Origin of the sequence: Rhodococcus globerulus, from assembly GCF_019334125.1 — a bacterium.
Classification (GTDB): domain Bacteria; phylum Actinomycetota; class Actinomycetes; order Mycobacteriales; family Mycobacteriaceae; genus Rhodococcus_F; species Rhodococcus_F globerula.
The window spans coordinates 5,525,558-5,542,300 of the sequence record NZ_CP079698.1; the positions used below are offsets into that span (position 1 = coordinate 5,525,558).

Annotated in this window: 13 protein-coding genes; 5 read left to right on the forward strand and 8 right to left on the reverse strand. The window is 62.2% G+C overall.

Features of this window, described 5'->3' with window-relative positions; all coding sequences use genetic code 11:
- The first annotated feature begins 110 nt into the window (after window positions 1–110).
- Window positions 111–1,952 carry a dihydroxy-acid dehydratase gene (gene ilvD, locus KYT97_RS25235; protein WP_033236590.1) on the forward strand — a complete coding sequence of 614 codons (1,842 nt, stop codon included), beginning with the start codon at window positions 111–113 and terminating at the stop codon, window positions 1,950–1,952.
- 60 nt (window positions 1,953–2,012) lie between these two features.
- Here the strand turns inward: ilvD and KYT97_RS25240 are convergent, their stop codons facing one another.
- Genes KYT97_RS25240 through KYT97_RS25260 form a run of 5 tightly spaced genes read right to left on the reverse strand, consistent with a single transcriptional unit; the run spans window position 2,013 to window position 7,155 of the window.
- A complete protein-coding gene (locus tag KYT97_RS25240) occupies window positions 2,013–2,909 on the reverse strand; it encodes an STM4011 family radical SAM protein (RefSeq protein ID WP_219110930.1) in 897 nt (298 codons plus the stop codon).
- Entirely contained in the window at window positions 2,906–4,246 is a 1,341-nt protein-coding gene (locus KYT97_RS25245; RefSeq protein ID WP_219110933.1) for an STM4012 family radical SAM protein, read from the reverse strand. Before KYT97_RS25245 ends, KYT97_RS25240 begins: the two co-directional genes overlap by 4 nt.
- Window positions 4,243–5,097, reverse strand: coding sequence for an STM4013/SEN3800 family hydrolase (locus tag KYT97_RS25250; RefSeq protein WP_245005920.1), 855 nt, complete (start codon window positions 5,095–5,097; stop codon window positions 4,243–4,245). The genes KYT97_RS25245 and KYT97_RS25250 overlap by 4 nt, the downstream gene beginning before the upstream one ends.
- On the reverse strand, window positions 5,094–6,170 hold the full coding sequence (locus KYT97_RS25255) for an STM4014 family protein (RefSeq protein ID WP_245005921.1): 1,077 nt from the start codon (window positions 6,168–6,170) through the stop codon (window positions 5,094–5,096). Before KYT97_RS25255 ends, KYT97_RS25250 begins: the two co-directional genes overlap by 4 nt.
- A gap of 31 nt (window positions 6,171–6,201) precedes the next feature.
- Window positions 6,202–7,155 carry an STM4015 family protein gene (locus KYT97_RS25260; RefSeq protein ID WP_219110935.1) on the reverse strand — a complete coding sequence of 318 codons (954 nt, stop codon included), beginning with the start codon at window positions 7,153–7,155 and terminating at the stop codon, window positions 6,202–6,204.
- A gap of 395 nt (window positions 7,156–7,550) precedes the next feature.
- Here KYT97_RS25260 and KYT97_RS25265 point away from each other — a divergent pair, with 395 nt between their 5' ends.
- Complete coding sequence (locus tag KYT97_RS25265) at window positions 7,551–9,086, forward strand: amino acid permease (protein ID WP_092808555.1); 1,536 nt, start codon at window positions 7,551–7,553, stop codon at window positions 9,084–9,086.
- Window positions 9,087–9,160: 74 nt separating this feature from the next.
- On the opposite strand, the gene KYT97_RS25270 is transcribed toward KYT97_RS25265, so the two are convergent.
- Entirely contained in the window at window positions 9,161–9,988 is an 828-nt protein-coding gene (locus KYT97_RS25270) for a DoxX family protein (RefSeq protein ID WP_033236595.1), read from the reverse strand.
- Between the two features lie 89 nt (window positions 9,989–10,077).
- Between KYT97_RS25270 and KYT97_RS25275 the strand changes: the two genes are divergently transcribed.
- The 3 genes from KYT97_RS25275 to KYT97_RS25285 all read left to right on the forward strand — a co-directional run bounded on the left by KYT97_RS25275 (window position 10,078) and on the right by KYT97_RS25285 (window position 14,043).
- Window positions 10,078–11,238, forward strand: a complete 1,161-nt coding sequence (locus KYT97_RS25275) for a PQQ-dependent sugar dehydrogenase (RefSeq protein ID WP_219110937.1) — start codon at window positions 10,078–10,080, stop codon at window positions 11,236–11,238.
- A gap of 109 nt (window positions 11,239–11,347) precedes the next feature.
- The gene (locus tag KYT97_RS25280; protein WP_219110939.1) at window positions 11,348–12,871 is read left to right on the forward strand and encodes an HNH endonuclease signature motif containing protein; all 1,524 of its coding nucleotides are present in this window, start codon (window positions 11,348–11,350) and stop codon (window positions 12,869–12,871) included.
- A gap of 125 nt (window positions 12,872–12,996) precedes the next feature.
- Window positions 12,997–14,043, forward strand: a complete 1,047-nt coding sequence (locus tag KYT97_RS25285; RefSeq protein ID WP_219110941.1) for an NAD(P)-dependent alcohol dehydrogenase — start codon at window positions 12,997–12,999, stop codon at window positions 14,041–14,043.
- 80 nt (window positions 14,044–14,123) lie between these two features.
- Here the strand turns inward: KYT97_RS25285 and gatB are convergent, their stop codons facing one another.
- Together gatB and KYT97_RS25295 are read right to left on the reverse strand one after the other, a co-directional pair.
- Window positions 14,124–15,635, reverse strand: a complete 1,512-nt coding sequence (gene gatB / locus KYT97_RS25290; protein WP_219110943.1) for an Asp-tRNA(Asn)/Glu-tRNA(Gln) amidotransferase subunit GatB — start codon at window positions 15,633–15,635, stop codon at window positions 14,124–14,126.
- 25 nt (window positions 15,636–15,660) lie between these two features.
- Entirely contained in the window at window positions 15,661–16,692 is a 1,032-nt protein-coding gene (locus KYT97_RS25295; protein WP_033233152.1) for an ATP-dependent 6-phosphofructokinase, read from the reverse strand.
- Between the last annotated feature and the right edge of the window lie 51 nt (window positions 16,693–16,743).

Consider the following 16,743-nt stretch of genomic DNA (forward strand, 5'->3'; position numbering starts at 1 on the left):
CGAGTAGCGTTGAATCGCCCTCGCTTCAATTCTTTTCGCCGCGTAAGCACACAGCCCTGTTGTTCGCGCAGCAGAAGTAGATCAGCAACGATCACATAAGGAACACGCCCATGCCCCCGTTGAGGTCACGCACCACCACCGTCGGACGTAATGCTGCCGGAGCCCGATCCCTGTGGCGCGCCACAGGAATGACGGATTCCGACTTCGGTAAGCCGATCGTCGCCGTAGCGAACTCGTACACCCAGTTCGTACCCGGCCACGTGCATCTCAAGAACGTGGGCGAGATCGTTGCCGAGGCCATTCGTGAGGCCGGCGGCGTCGCTCGTGAGTTCCACACCATCGCCGTCGACGACGGTATCGCCATGGGCCACGGCGGAATGCTCTACTCACTCCCGAGCCGCGAGATCATCGCCGACTCGGTCGAGTACATGGCAAACGCCCACACGGCCGACGCATTGGTGTGTATCTCCAACTGCGACAAGATCACTCCCGGCATGCTCAACGCCGCGATGCGTCTGAACATCCCGACGGTCTTCGTGTCCGGCGGACCGATGGAGGCCGGTAAGGCAGTGGTTGTCGGCGGCGTGGCCCAGGCCCCCACCGACCTCATCACCGCAATTTCCGCCTCCGCCAACGACGCCGTGTCGGAAGAAGGCCTCGACGAGGTCGAGCGCAGTGCGTGCCCGACATGTGGATCCTGCTCGGGCATGTTCACGGCCAACTCCATGAACTGCCTCACCGAGGCCCTCGGCCTCGCACTGCCGGGCAACGGCTCCACGCTGGCAACCCACAAGGCTCGTCACGCACTCTTCTCTCGCGCAGGCACCACCGTGGTCGAAGCTGCCCTGAAGTACTACCGCGACGGCGACGAGTCGGTTCTGCCGCGCAACATCGCGACCCCGGCAGCGTTCCGCAACGCGATGGCTCTCGACGTCGCCATGGGCGGTTCCACCAACACCGTCCTGCACACGCTGGCAGCGGCACAGGAAGGCGAGGTCGACTTCGACCTCGACACCATCGACGCGATCAGCCGCAAGGTGCCGTGCCTGTCCAAGGTCTCCCCCAACTCGGACTACCACATGGAAGACGTCCACCGCGCCGGGGGAATCCCGGCGCTGCTCGGTGAGCTTCGCCGCGGCGGACTCCTCGAAACCGACGTCTCGACCGTGCACACCAAGAGCTTCGACCAGTGGCTCGACGACTGGGACATCCGCTCCGGCAAGGCAACAGACGAAGCGATCGAACTGTTCCATGCTGCTCCCGGCGGCGTGCGCACCATCGAACCGTTCTCGACGGACAACCGGTGGTCTGCCCTCGACACCGATGCTGCCGGTGGCTGCATCCGCGACGTCGAGAACGCCTACACCGTGGAAGGCGGCCTGGTCGTCCTGCGCGGCAACATCGCCGTCGACGGCGCAATCCTCAAGACGGCCGGCATCGACGAGGAACTGTTCTCGTTCCAGGGCCCGGCTCTGGTCGTCGAGTCGCAGGAAGAAGCCGTCTCGGTGATCCTGCAGAAGAAGATCAAGGCCGGCGACGTCCTGGTCGTGCGTTACGAAGGACCAAAGGGCGGACCGGGCATGCAGGAAATGCTGCACCCCACCGCTTTCCTCAAGGGCGCAGGCCTCGGCAAGGAATGCGCGTTGATCACCGACGGCCGCTTCTCCGGTGGCACATCCGGTCTGTCCATCGGCCACATCTCCCCCGAGGCTGCTGCCGGCGGAGTTATCGGCCTGGTGCAGAACGGCGATCAGGTTCGCATCGACGTCGCGTCCCGCACGCTCGAGATCCTGGTCGACGACGACGTCCTCGCCGAGCGTCGCGCCAAGATGGAAGCCTCGGAGCGTCCGTGGCACCCCGTTGACCGTCAGCGCACCGTCACCACCGCCCTGCGCGCCTACGCTGCGCTGGCAACGTCGGCTGACAAGGGCGCGGTTCGGTACGTCCCGTAGATAGCAGAAGCTAGCGAAGATCCCTGGCAGCGTTGATAACGCGGCCGGGGATCTTCTGTTTCACCGCACTACGTGCAGGGGTAACTGCCTGCTCACACGCGCACTCGTCAGCGTGGCCGGTATGCGCTCGAGCACTCCCCCGGCGAAAGCGTCGTAGAGCGGCAGCGATTCGAGATGCACGTAGCCGATGTGACAGTCACACATCGTTTTTGGACATTCTCGTGCGGTCAGTGTTTGCTCGAGGCTGCCGTCGTACAGATTCCCGATCACCTCGGGGACAAAATGGCACCGCCGAATGGTGCCGTCACCGTCGACGGAGATGACGGATTCTCCGGTTCTGCAAGCCTTTCCGACGCTCGGATGCGGATTCCGGCTGTAGGGAAATAGCGGGTCCAGTTCGGTCCAGACCTGCGCTTCATCGTCCGAATACACTCGCCCCTCGGCCGCATTCACCCACAGGTAGACATTCTCGGGCAGTTTCTGCCGCAGCTCACGGGCAAGATCGAGATGCTCCGGGAATCCGACGACCCCCACCGAATAGCGGATGCCACCTCCGTCGAGTTCCCGGCATTTCACAACAAATTTCTCGAGCGAGATCTGCCCCGGATGAAATGTGCACCACAGCGCCAGCGTCGACGGGTCTGCGTCGGCAAGCCACGTGGTGCGAGCGCTGAGATTGGTTTGTATCGCAACCCGTTCGACGTGAGGCAACCAACTCAGTTCCGCGAGAGTGCGCCGATACCAGGACCGCACCAGCGCCTCACCCCACGGTGTGAACAGCACCGACAACCGTAGATCCGTCCGCTCGGCCACCCAAGCTGCAAACCGTTCCAATGATGCTCTGTCCGAACGTAAATCGGCTGGCGGATCACGGCGTTTCGCGAACGGGCAGTACGGGCAGTCGTAATTACAACTCGCCAACGGACCGCGGTAGAGAATCGACAACGAGGAGTTCATTTGGCCTCGTACTCTGCCATGTCCCGGTGGACACTCGCTGAGAACAACGCCGGGCCGATCGCGTCGGAGTGCGCCAGACCTTCGGGCGAGAGTTTCAGTCGATCGGACTGTAGATCACCCGCCAACCACCCGGCCGCTTCGAAGGCCTTCAATTCCTCCGGAAAGTCGTCGGTAGGTAGTGTTCCGAACCGCGCGAGATAGTCGGACAGATCCATCCCTTCGGCCTGAAGCACCGACTGCACGAGATGCCTGCGACGCGTCTCATCGGGAGTCATGAATCGACCGACTTCCGCGTAGGCGAACTCGCCGGCCGGCCGGGCGATGAACGTGTCGATGATCCCGCGGATCTCCCGCATGTCCACCGCATAATCGAACGAATAGTGAAGGTCAGCGGTGTACGAGCGTGCGCCGCACCCCAATCCGATCATGCCGTCGGTCTGGCACGCGTAGTCGGCCGCCCCGTCGATGACCGCGCCCTCGCGCTGGAACATACGCATCGAGACCTGCCGATACCCGGCCTGCTCTAGGTAGTCGCGGCCGAACCGATACAAGCGCAGACGCCGCTGGTCCCACTCGGCATCGGATTCCGTGACCGCTGTTTTCTTGCCCAAACCCGTGAGCGCTCGAACGTAGAGCGGATACAGATACAGCTCCTCCGGTTCCCACGCCAACGCCGCGTCGAGGGATTGCCGCCAGGTCTGCTCGGTCTGACCGTCGATGCCGTAGATGAGATCGATGTTGAGCACGGGAATTCGAGCGTCCCGGATCCGCCCGAGCGCGGCGTCGACATCGGCCCGCTTCTGCGGCCGCGCTGCCGCCCTCGCCTCGGAGTCGATGAAGCTCTGTACTCCCAGACTCAGGCGAGTAGTTCCGCGGGATGCCAGCACGGACATCCGGTCGGCGGTTACCGTCGACGGCGACGCCTCTACCGAGAACGGAACAGATGAAAGATCGGCGCCCATGCGGAGTTCCGCGATGTCGCACAATCTGTCGAGTTCGGCGGCGTCGAGAAAGGTCGGGGTGCCGCCGCCGAAGGCCACGGCGTCGTAGTGAGTTCCGTCGCCGACAGCGTCCGACACAACACGTGCTTGGCGCTCGAGTGCGTCGAGGTATGCGGTGGTCATCTCACCCGGCGCGCCGATACGAGTGAACAAATTGCAGAATCCGCAGCGAACCTCGCAGAACGGAATATGTAGGTACAGCGACAGTGCGTCTTTCGGCTCTGACGCCCACAATTTCTGCAACGACCGGCGAGGCTGTAGCGGCCGGTACGCCGTCTTGTGCGGATACGCATAAACGTAATTTTGGTACGGACGTACCGTAACTGCGAGACTCATTGCTGTGGACCTTCCACGAAGAAATGTGCATAGGGAACTGTCCACACGCTGTCGTGACCCAGCCGGTGCCCGGTCCAACCGTCGTCGCCGTACGCTGTGCCGTGATCGGAACAGACGATGGCAAAGCACCGCCGCCGTGAACTCATGGCCTGCAGCAGTCGTGCGATATGCCGGTCGATGTATTCGAGTGCGGCAGCATGGGACTGGAGGGTGTCTCCCGACTCGGCGCTCGCACCTGCAAGGTGGAACCAATTAGGTTGATGCAGCGCAGCGGCATTGACGAACAGGAAAAGCTTTTCGTCGGGTTCCAGACCGGCCACCACCGCCTCGGCACACTCGACTTGCGCTTCGAAGGATTCCGGAGACGTCACACCGAAGCGCGATTCCCAATAGCTCTCGTCGAACATCGAGGGCATCACCGAACCTAGGGGCGCGGCTTTGTTGAAGAACCCGACCCCGCCGATACACACAGTGCGGTAGCCGACCTGCCGCAGACCGTCCACCACATTGGGGCCCTCGAACACAAACGTTCCGTCTGCGGTGGATTCACTCCCGGCGAATCGTGCGGCAAACAGTCGCGGATGCGGACCCTGGCTGGCCGGGGTCGGGAGAAAGCCGGCAAAAATCGCCTGATGAGAGGCGTAGGTGAAACTTCCCGGGGCATGGCGCTTTTCCCACCGTCCCCCGGGGAGGTACGACGCGAGAGTGGGAATGCGGCCACTCGACGCCAACTCGCGCGCTACGTCGTAGCGGAGCGTGTCCAACGTGAGCAACAAGATGTCGTCCTGACCTACAACCTCATTCATGTCGGGGTAGCTCATGTCGACGTCGTTCATGTCACGGTTGTTCACCGGGCATACTCCATGTTTTCCGATTTCTGTAGCGAATCTACTTGTGCTTGATACGTAGTCATTCCCTCGGCGGGGCTTCCGGGCAGACCGGTAAGCCCCGGCAGGAGATCTCCGAACGCATTGACCTCTCCCACCGTGAAGCGTCGCCACCCGACGCCGGGCAAGACGTCGATTCCGACATGGGGTGCCGCCGGAAAACACGCTGCTGCCCGCTCACTCAATTCCAGGAGCTGTGACCAATTCTCACCTGCAACAGTCATCGCGTCGACGAGTGCGCCGCGGGTACCGCCAAGATGCAGATTGGTAAGCGGAGAAGCGCTGGTCCGCACTACCGCATGGGTGGCAACACCCCCGACAACCACCACACGAACGTCGGCGGTGCGTCCGCCGAGCGATGCTTTGGGTATCCACGCTTCGACATGAAGTTCGTCGGGCGCGAGCCGATCGACAATTGACGCGATGGCTGCCCTCGTTCGATATGTGTGCACTCGGAGAGAGTTGTGCAGCGCACCATCAGCACCCACCTCAACAGAGGTGACAGCCCGGACCTGCCCACGCGGACCCCATTGCAGCGCAATCACTCCCGACGCCGACGAGCCGTGAGCAAGCTTGACGAACACTCGTGGCATGTGTGCGTCGGCTGCTAGTTGCTCGAGTTCGGCGTAGCTTCGGGGCGCAGTCTCCAACGCCGCGGGGACCCGTACCCCGGCAGCGTCGAGGTGGCGATGGCAGCGCCGTTTGTCGAACATCACCGCGATCTCGTTCGCATCACCGAGAACCCGAGCACCGACGCGATCTGCTCGATCGGTAATCTCGCGAATCTCGGTAGTGAATCGTCGATACCACTTGCCGGTGCCCTCAACCCGTGTCGACTCGTCCGTACCGCGAAGGTATCGGTCCACCACGGAATCTTCTCCGGGCGAATCGATTCGAACGATCTCGCCAGCGTCGAAACCATAATCTCGACCGATAATCTCACGCCAACCCAGAACACGCGGAGTCGGCAATCCCGCTGCCGTGACCGCGTCGACAAACCCGGAAACTCGACGATTGCCCGGAACCCCGATAACCACGAACCTCGAATGGAAAGGCGGCAACGAGGGATTACTCGGAGACTGCAACATATCGACAGATCTCGTCGTCGTACTCATCCGCGTCGGTCTGCTCGGACAGATCGACCCGAACTCCCAATTCGGCGCAATGCCGGGTCAATTCCGTGATCGCGGCATCACTGAGAAAATGGTAGTGCAGGTCGAGAAACTCGAGACCCTTGAAAGAACTGGTGTCGAGAAGCGCTTGTGCACCGTCATCCGAGAGCGTGCCCATCGAAAGATCCACCGTGGTGAGCTGCCCGAGAATCGGGGCGGTAACAATCGCCTTGGCGATATCGTCCTGAATCTCGCTGTTACGCAGGCCCAGGTGCCGCAACGACGGCAATTTCGTACCGCCGAGAATGACAGCCAGATCCTCGATTGTCGCGTCTCCGCCGTAATTGTCCGTCCCGAGCCACAGATCGAGAAACTCGAGCGCCGGGAAGTTACTCGACGACACTCCGTGGACAACTGCGGCGGGCAGTCCACCCGACTCGATGGTCAATCGTCGCAAAGCGGCGTGGCCTGTTTCCGGGAACTGCAATTCCGTGCCACCACGAATGCCGAACTCGACCAACTCCGGAAACGCCCCGAGGACAGGGGTGACGTCGGATTGCTGAATCCAGGAAATCTCCTGTTGCTCCTGTGTGATGTCCGCGAGAAATAGCGCCCGCAGCGACGTCAACCGGCGACGTTGCTCAACAACCAGTTCCACGATCGACGACGAGTTGACCTCGTAAGACTCACCCCACTGGCCGATGATCAGAGCCTGCACCGCCGACAGGTCCACCTTCTCGACAAACCGTGCCCAGGCCTCGGAAAACTCTTCCGAGTCATCCGAATACGGTTCCACCGAGATGCGCCACGCCACAGCACCCGCAGCGGGCAGTGCCGAATCAGTCGCCCCCGCAGCTGGGAAGTCGAAAGCCGGAAGCCCGTGCAACGCGTCGAGATGGGCCTGGATCATCACGATCTCCTTCAAGTCGGGTACCGCGAGCGTCGCGGTTGATCGCTTATTGATAGCAAGACCGACCGACAGGTACTGAAATGGCGCGACGCGACGCGCGGAGAGACTGACCGGAATGCGCTGCTGCTGCGGACAATTCGGACGCATTAGTACGAAATGTGCGTGATCGAATTCACTTCCCGTAGTGTGCACGGAGCCAGCTGATCAAAACAGATATGTACGGGGGGTTGATGGCGAGTGAAGTGATCATTTTATTCAGTTCAGTGGCCGCGACTTGCGCACTGCGCTCACCAATGGTTCCCTCATCTAGTCGATGAGACCCACATCACATTCGACAACTGTCAGCCACCTCCCGTCCCCCACAAGGTCGCCGGGAATCAATCAAGGAGCAATACATGCCCGGAGTCGGCATATGGCGCACCAAATCCGTCGAGCAATCGATCGCGGACACCGACGAGCCTGAAACCAAGCTCAAAAAGGAACTGACCGCGAAGGACCTCACGGTCTTCGGCGTCGCCGTTGTCATCGGCGCAGGTATCTTCACCCTCACCGCCAGAACAGCCGGCAACGTAGCGGGCCCCTCGATCTCACTGGCCTTTGTTCTTGCAGCCATCGCGTGTGCACTTGCAGCTCTCTGTTACGCAGAGTTTGCCTCGACGGTCCCCGTCGCCGGCAGTGCGTACACGTTCTCGTATGCAACCTTCGGCGAATTCGCAGCCTGGATCATCGGCTGGGACCTGATCCTCGAATTTGCGCTTGCCTCCGCCGTAGTCGGCAAGGGGTGGTCGCTCTATCTCGGCAATGTGATCGGGGCGAGCGGAAGCACCACAGCTCACATCGGATCCATCAGCTTCGACTGGGGCGCACTGCTCATCATCGGAGCGATCACACTCATTCTCGCGATCGGCACCAAGGTTTCGTCCCGAGTCTCTGCCGTCATCACCGCGATCAAGATCGCAGTTGTTCTCCTTGTCATCGTCGTCGGTGCGTTCTACATCAAAAAGGAGAACTACTCGCCCTTCATCCCGCCCGCCGAAGGCGCCGAGAGCACGGCTAGCGGAATTCACCAGACGCTGTTCTCCTGGCTGACCGGAGCCGGCGGAAGCAGTTACGGCGCATACGGTCTCCTTGCCGCTGCCAGCCTGGTCTTCTTTGCCTTCATCGGGTTCGACGTCGTCGCTACCACCGCCGAAGAGACGAAGAACCCCCAGAAGTCACTGCCGCGCGGAATCTTCGGCTCGCTCGCGATCGTGACCGTCCTGTACGTCGCTGTCACCCTGGTTCTGACCGGCATGGTCAAGTACACCGAACTCAAGGACGGTAGCCCACTCGTCGGCGACTCGAGTGCCACGCTCGCCACCGCCTTCGAAGCCAACGGAATCGGATGGGCACAAACTGCCATCAACTTCGGCGGCCTCGCCGGCCTGACCACTGTTGTCATGGTCATGATGCTCGGCCAGACCCGCGTCCTGTTTGCCATGTCACGTGACGGCCTGATGCCGAGGAAGCTTGCCAAGACCACCAGCAAGGGCATCCCACTGCGCATCACGCTGATCGTCGGCGGCATCGTCGCAGTGCTCGCTGCCTTCTTCCCCATGGGAACTCTCGAAGAGATGGTCAACATCGGCACGCTGTTCGCCTTTGTGCTCGTCTGCGTCGGCGTGATCGTGCTTCGCCGCACCCGTCCCGATCTGCCGCGCGGATTCCGCGTGCCGTGGGTGCCGTTCGTTCCGATTCTCGCGGTTCTCGCCTGCGGTTGGCTCATGCTCAACCTGTCGGTCGAAACCTGGATTCGATTTGTGGTCTGGATGGCGATCGGCGTTGTCGTGTACTTCGCGTACGGTCACCGCAAATCGGTACTCGGTCGCAAGCTGAAGGACGGCACGGCGATCCCGGCCGCCAATGCCGCACCGGTGCTCGTCAAGGATTGATCAACCCAGATCGACAAACAGCAGCCGCCCGCCTTCCCTTTCGGAGAGGCGGGCGGCTGTTTTTCTACATCCGATCAGATGAGCGGGTTTGCCCCGTTCAGGAAGATCCACGTGCACACGCCGGCACCGATACCCAGAATCAGCACAACCAACGAACCGATGAAGGGCCGCTTCGCCCAGCCTCGGCGGCCGTCCAGCGCGATTCGCCCTGGTCCCGTGAGGATGATCACACCAGCGCAGATCCCCAAGAGCATCTCGTACTCGGTTCCGTTTGGCGCAAAGTACTCGAGACCGGGCTCAGCCAACTGACGAAGCGCCCATGCATTGATCATCACGGCCAGCACCGACGCCGCGGCAATCGGAGTCAACAGACCCAAAATCAGCAGTGCGCCACCAGCCACCTCGCCGACCGCACCCAAAATTGCCAACAACTTGGCCTGTTCGAATCCCGCTTCGGCCAACATCGTTTCGAAGCCGCCCAGCCCCGGGCCGTTCCACAAACCCGTCAGCTTCTGTAATCCGTGTACCAACGCGGTGCCGCCCACCGCCAACCGGAGCGCCAAAAGACCGAGATCCAGTGTTCCTCGGCTCGGCCGCGGATCTTCGGCCACCGGAATCGGGTCTGCGACCGCGACCGGATCGGCCGGCATCTCGTACGCGGTATCGCGTGTGAGCACCTCAGTCGGTTTATCAAGTAACCCCGGACGATATGCCGGGATTTGTTCGGTCACGGAATTTGCTTGCGCTGAACCGAAATCGAGATCGTCGTCGGTTCGCGGCAACGAATTGCGGGCATTCACCGGAGGAAACTGCTCCGTCGGTGAGTCGTAAGGACTGGACACTTTGCCCGTCGCCACGCCGGGTTCCGACAGTTCGCTGGGGTCTTTTCGCTCGTCAGTCACGTAGGAGAGCCTAAAGCGGTGACGCGACGAGGTCGGGGAACCTACTCCGGCGTGGCGGCGCAGGGCATCGGTTACGTAACGTCTTCACCATGACTACGGGTGGACGCAACACGTCGCGCAGAACACGACGCGCCGCATCGGCAACCTTGGCACTCGCCTTCGCTGCGTCCGTCCTTTCCGGTTGCGCCGACTTCGACGAATCGACGGCAAGCCCGTTCACTCCGGAACCGACCATCCAATCGAACGCGGAAGTTGCGCCGCAGAACCCGCAACCCTCGACAACTACCGCTCCGCCCATAGCACCGCGCGGCCCCCTCGGTCCGTGTGTGGATGCCGACCCGGCGGTCATCGCAACGTGCCTCGACACCACCGGTGGACTGCTCACCCTGCCAGACGGAAACTCAGGTCTGGTTGCCGAACGCCGGACCGGCCGGATCCTGCAGGTCGCTCCCGGCCAAATCCCCGTCGAGGTCGCCAAGATCGACGTCGACGGAAGTGCTGACGGCGGACTACTCGATATTGCCCTGTCCCCTACCTTCGTCGAAGACAACCTGATCTACGCGTACGTCACGACGGGCTCAGACAATCGTGTGGTCCGCATTGCGCCGGGCGACACCGCAAAGGTAGTCCTCGGAGGAATTCCTCGGGGCGCCAACGGGAACCGAGGTTCCCTCGAGTTTGCCGCACCCGATCAACTCATGGTCCTGACCGGAGATGCCGGAAATCCAGCTGCTGCAAACGATCCCGCATCACTGGCCGGTAAGCTGCTTCGTGTTCGATCCCTCACCCCCAATGCCGCTCCCCCGCGCCCCGACGTTGTCCTGTCAGGTATCGGTAACGGCGGTGGCGTGTGCGTGGAACCCGGCATCGCGACGTGGGTCACCGATCGCACCGCACTGGAGGATCGCCTCCAGCGGGTAGGTGCAGACGGTACCGTGACCGCTCCGGCTTGGACGTGGCCCGACCGCCCGGGAGTGGGCGGCTGCGTGGCAGTACAAGGCGTTGTTGCAGTGGCTTTGGGCGCGGGTAAAGCCGTGGCTTCACTGGCAACCGACCCCGGTACCGGCGCCATCACCACACCGCCGGGCGCTGTTGCCAAGGATACTTACGGTCAACTCGAAGGCCTGGCCTTGGGCGCGGACGGATTGCTGTGGGTCAGCACCGTCAACAAGTCGGCGGGCGAACCTGGCCCGAATGACGACAAGGTAGTGAAGATTCCCATGCCCAGCGGCGGCGGCGGAGTCGACTGATACTCGCCAAAAGCCAAGCCGCCCTGAAGTTTCCAGTCGATATTCAGACTTTTCCGACCGGTTTCGAATAGCTGTTCTATTCGAACAGGATTTCGATTAGGGTGAGAGCATGTTCGATCCGGGGGTGGGAAGTTTCGGTATCTCAGCACTGCTGAGTGGTACCGAAACCGATTGCGCCCTCGTCGATTTGATGGCCCAGTTGCATTCATGTGAAGCGATGTTGGTCGAGCGGAAACTGGCCGTGGTGGCGGAGTTCTTCACCCGCCGCAGCGCCCAACATGTCGACGGTGGTACCTGGACGTCGTCGGCGCACGAGTTGGCCGAATCCGAGGTCGGCGCGGTCCTGACGATGGGGCATGCCGCTGCCGGGAAGCTCATCGGGTTGGGTTTTGCGTTGAAGACGCGGTTGCATCGCACGCGGGCGGCGATGGCCCGCGGTGAACTCGATTTCTACCGTGTCTCGTTGATCGAGTCCGCGACCGCGAATGTCGGTGACGAGTTGATCGACGAGGTCGAACGCTTGTTGCTCGAGCAGGTGTTGGCTCCACCCGTGGACGGTGGGACGGGGTTGACGGGTCGGCGGTTGACGGCGGCGATCGACCGGATTGTCGCCCGGGTCGATCCGGAGGGGATGCGGGAACGACGACGCCGCGCGCTCGCCGATCGGTTTGTGGGAGTCAGTGCCGCCGAGGACGGGATGGCCCGCATCCTGGGCAGTATCCCAGCGGAGCAGGCCCGCGCGTTCGACGGCAGGTTGCGGGAATTGGCGATGTCGGTGTGCCGCCACGATTCCCGTACGTACGAGCAGCGCCGAGCCGATGCCTTGGGCGCTTTGGTGAGCGGTTCAACGGTGTTGGTATGCGACTGCGACCGCGCCGATTGCCCGCAGGACCGTAGTGGTTTGGTGATCATGCGCCGGCCGTTGGTACATGTCGTAGTACACGATTCCACCCTGAGCCCAGGATCGAACGAACCTGCACATCTCGACGGCTTTGGCGTCATCAGCGCCGAACATGCCCGCGACATCGCAAAAGACGCAGACGTTCGAGAAGTACGAGTACCGGAAACACCTGATCCCGCCTCGGCATCGGTGTACCGCCCCGGCGCGGCACTCGATCGGTGGCTGCGGGTCATCGCGGGCAGCTGCCAGTGGCCGCACTGCGATGTCCCGGCCTGGAACTGCGACCTCGACCACAACGACCCGTTCAACCACACCAACCCCGCGAGCGGCGGGAAGACGGTTGCGTCGAATCTGAGTGCGTTCTGCCGTAACCATCACCGCCTCAAGCATTCCGGGAAGTGGCTGCTCGCCCCGAATCCGGATCGCAGCGTCACCCTGACCTCGCAGACAGGCCATTGCTACCGCACCAGAGCTGCCGGACTACTCGCCGGGATACAGGAACCGCCGCCACCGGAAGGCGGCACCAGACGACGGACACGACTGGAGAACAAAGCTGCCCGCATCCGAAGTGAACGCCAACACCGGCGCGTCAAGATTCAGCACCGCACAGCACAACACGCGGAACGCAAACGCCGCCAAACCTTCCCGATCTCCACACCCCGACAGCATGTGCCCCGAAAGCGCACACCTAGCAAACACATCGACTACGGCAACGACCCACCACCGTTCTGAACAGACTCACCGATCCCGTGACCGAACATGCGCTGACGCGTACCCTTTTGTTAGCGGGACTAATCACCACGCTGCCAGGGCCCGTTGACCAACCACGACAGCGCAGTCGGGACAAAGGAGTCGAAATGAAGGCAATCCAGTACACGAGAATCGGCGCTGAACCCGAACTCACGGAGATTCCCAAACCCGAACCTGGTCCAGGTGAAGTGCTCCTGGAAGTGACCGCAGCCGGCGTCTGCCACTCGGACGACTTCATCATGAGCCTGCCGGAAGAGCAGTACAGTTACGGCCTGCCGCTCACTCTCGGCCACGAAGGTGCCGGCCGTGTCGCAGCGGTTGGCGACGGCGTCGAAGGTCTCGACATCGGAACCAACGTCGTGGTCTACGGCCCGTGGGGCTGCGGAAATTGCTGGCACTGCTCACAGGGACTCGAAAACTACTGTTCTCGCGCAGAGGAACTCGGCATTCACCCTCCCGGACTGGGCGCCCCCGGCGCGCTGGCCGAGTTCATGATCGTCGACTCTCCTCGCCACCTTGTCCCGATCGGTGACCTCGACCCGGTCAAGACGGTCCCGCTGACCGACGCTGGCTTGACGCCGTATCACGCGATCAAGCGTTCTCTGCCAAAACTTCGCGGAGGCTCGTACGCCGTTGTCATCGGATCCGGCGGCCTCGGCCACGTTGCCATTCAACTCCTCCGCCACCTCTCGGCGGCTACCGTTATCGCACTGGACGTGAGCGCGGACAAGCTCGAACTGGCAACCAAGGTGGGCGCTCACGAAGTTGTCTTATCCGACAAGAACGCGGCCGAGAACGTCCGCAAGATCACCGGAAGTCAGGGCGCCGCACTGGTTCTCGACTTCGTCGGCTATCAGCCCACTATCGACACCGCGATGGCGGTTGCCGGCGTCGGATCGGACGTCACGATCGTCGGGATCGGCGACAGCCAGGCGCACGCCAAAGTTGGATTCTTCCAAAGTCCTTACGAGGCTTCGGTGACAGTTCCGTACTGGGGCGCCCGCAACGAGTTGATCGAATTGATCGACCTCGCGCACGCCGGCATTTTCGACATCGCGGTCGAGACCTTCAGTCTCGACAACGGAGCGGAAGCGTATCGACGCTTGGCCGCCGGAACGCTCAGCGGCCGCGCGGTTGTGGTCCCTGGCTTGTAGATCGACAGCGGTAAACCACTGATGCCCAGCCGAATTCGATTCGGCTGGGCATCAGTGCTCAGTACTGAGTGTGCGACAGACTAGCTGCACGCCTCCAGAACAAGTTCCTTCACCCGTGCGGCGTCAGCCTGGCCGCGGGTGGCCTTCATGACGTCGCCGACAATCTTTCCAGCGGCCTGCACCTTGCCGCTGCGGATCTTGTCTGCGATATCGGGGTTGGCAGCGAGTGCCTCGTCGACAGCAGCCTTGAGCTTGGTCTCGTCACGCTCGACAACCAATTCGGGATGTGCCGCCAGAACCTGCTCGGGATCACCCTCACCGTCGAGGACGTGGTCCACAACCTGACGGGCGACCTTGTTGTTGAGCTTGCCGCTGTCGATGAGAGCAACAACCTGCGCGACCTGGGACGGCGTGATCGGCAGCGCGCCGAGTTCAACTCCGCGAGTGTTGGCCTGCTGTGACAGGTACGACAACCACCAGGATCGGGCGGCTTCTGGCGAAGCGCCGGCTTCGGCGGTGGCGATGACCAGGTCGATGGCACCGGCGTTGACGAGGTCGCGCATGACCTCGTCGGAGATTCCCCAGTCCTTCTGGATCCGCGCACGGCGGATCCAGGGCAGCTCGGGCAAAGTGGTTCGCAGTTCTTCGACCCACTCGGCGCTGGGGGCAACGGGTTCGAGGTCGGGTTCCGGGAAGTAGCGGTAGTCTTCCGCGGTTTCCTTACGTCGACCAGCAGAGGTGGTGCCGTCGGCTTCCTGGAAGTGACGCGTCTCCTGGATGACCTCGATACCGGCGTCGAGCACTGCCGCCTGACGACGCATCTCGTAGCGGACTGCGACCTCGACGCTCTTGAGGGAGTTGACGTTCTTGGTCTCGGTGCGGGTACCCAGTTCGGTGGAACCGATCGGCATCAGCGAGATGTTGGCGTCGCAGCGCATCGAACCCTGGTCCATGCGGACGTCGGAGACGTCGAGAGACTTCAGCAGATCACGAAGCGCCGTGACGTACGCGCGAGCGACCTCGGGGGCGCGCTCACCGGCACCGTGGATGGTCTTGGTGACGATCTCCACCAAGGGAACACCCGCACGGTTGTAGTCGAGCAGCGAATGGCTGGCACCGTGGATACGACCGGTAGCGCCACCCACGTGGAGGGACTTACCGGTGTCCTCTTCCATGTGGGCGCGCTCGATCTCGACGCGCCACGTAGTGCCGTCGTCGAGGACCACGTCGAGGTAGCCCTCGGTTGCGATCGGCTCGTCGTACTGGGAGATCTGGTAGTTCTTGGGCTGATCCGGGTAGAAGTAGTTCTTGCGCGCGAATCGACCCCACGGTGTGATGGAGCAGTTGAGCGCAAGACCGATCCGGATCGCGGATTCGACAGCAGCAGCGTTCACCACTGGCAATGAACCTGGCAGGCCCAGACAGACCGGGCATACCTGGGTATTGGGTTCGGCACCGAACTCGGTGGGGCACGGGCAGAACATCTTGGTAGCGGTGCCGAGTTCTACGTGCACCTCCATACCCATCACAGGCTCGTACTTGGTCAGCACTTCGTCGTAATCGAGGATGTCGGGCGCATCGACAGCAGTCATGGTGACTAGTTTATGCGCCGGACGCTCAGCCGAAGAATGCGGCTGCCTCCTCGTAACGCTCCTTGGGCACGGTCTTGAGCTTGCGGGTTGCCTCGGCGAGAGGAACCAGGTCGATGGACGTACCGTGCAGGGCCACCATCTGGCCGAAATCACCACGATGAGCTGCGTCGGTGGCGTGGACGCCGAAGCGGGTGGCGAGGATCCGGTCGTGCGGCGTCGGGGTGCCACCACGCTGGATATGGCCGAGAACGGTCGTACGGACTTCCTTACCGATACGGCGCTCGATTTCGTTGCCCAACTGCTGAGCGACGCCGGTGAAGATCTTGTGTCCGAACTCGTCGATGCCGCCTTCACGCAAGGTCATGGAAGCGGGATCGGGCATCGCGCCTTCGGCGACAACGCAGATGAAGTGAGAATCACCACGCTGGAAACGCTTCTTGACCATGGCGCACACTTCGTCGACGTCGAACGGCTGCTCCGGAACCAACGTCAGATGAGCACCGGACGCCAATCCGGCCTGCAGTGCGATCCAGCCGGCATGTCGACCCATGACCTCGACGAGCATGACGCGCTGGTGCGATTCCGCTGTGGTGTGGAGGCGGTCGATCGCGTCGGTGGCAACGGCCAGCGCTGTGTCGAAACCGAATGTGACGTCGGTGCAGTCGATGTCGTTGTCGATGGTCTTGGGCACTCCGATCACCGGAACACCGCTCTCCGCGAGCCAACTGGCCGCGGTGAGTGTGCCTTCACCGCCGATCGGGATCAGGACATCGATTCCGTTGTCGTCGAGAGTTTGTTTGATCTGATCGAGTCCGGCCCGCAGTTTGTCGGGGTTGACGCGTGCGGTTCCCAGAATGGTTCCGCCGCGCGTGAGGATGCGATTGATCCGGTCGTCGGCCGCGAGGGGAACCTTGCGATCTTCGAGCAGACCACGCCAGCCGTCGCGGAAGCCGACGACAGTACTGCCGTACCGCCCGTCCGACGTGCGAACCACCGCACGGATAACCGCGTTCAACCCTGGGCAATCGCCGCCACCTGTGAGGACTCCGATTCGCATTGTAAAAAGCACCTCTCAACAGTTGGGTGATTGCAGGATCTGCTGTCCATC

Bases quoted from the DNA above. Each gene is read 5' to 3' on its own strand.
- ilvD (WP_033236590.1), top strand. From the start codon at position 111: ATGCCCCCGTTGAGGTCACGCACCACCACCGTCGGACGTAATGCTGCC.
- KYT97_RS25240 (WP_219110930.1), bottom strand. From the start codon at position 2,909: ATGAACTCCTCGTTGTCGATTCTCTACCGCGGTCCGTTGGCGAGTTGT.
- KYT97_RS25245 (WP_219110933.1), bottom strand. From the start codon at position 4,246: ATGAGTCTCGCAGTTACGGTACGTCCGTACCAAAATTACGTTTATGCG.
- KYT97_RS25260 (WP_219110935.1), bottom strand. From the start codon at position 7,155: ATGATCCAGGCCCATCTCGACGCGTTGCACGGGCTTCCGGCTTTCGAC.
- KYT97_RS25265 (WP_092808555.1), top strand. From the start codon at position 7,551: ATGCCCGGAGTCGGCATATGGCGCACCAAATCCGTCGAGCAATCGATC.
- KYT97_RS25275 (WP_219110937.1), top strand. From the start codon at position 10,078: ATGACTACGGGTGGACGCAACACGTCGCGCAGAACACGACGCGCCGCA.
- KYT97_RS25280 (WP_219110939.1), top strand. From the start codon at position 11,348: ATGTTCGATCCGGGGGTGGGAAGTTTCGGTATCTCAGCACTGCTGAGT.
- KYT97_RS25285 (WP_219110941.1), top strand. From the start codon at position 12,997: ATGAAGGCAATCCAGTACACGAGAATCGGCGCTGAACCCGAACTCACG.
- gatB (WP_219110943.1), bottom strand. From the start codon at position 15,635: ATGACTGCTGTCGATGCGCCCGACATCCTCGATTACGACGAAGTGCTG.
- KYT97_RS25295 (WP_033233152.1), bottom strand. From the start codon at position 16,692: ATGCGAATCGGAGTCCTCACAGGTGGCGGCGATTGCCCAGGGTTGAAC.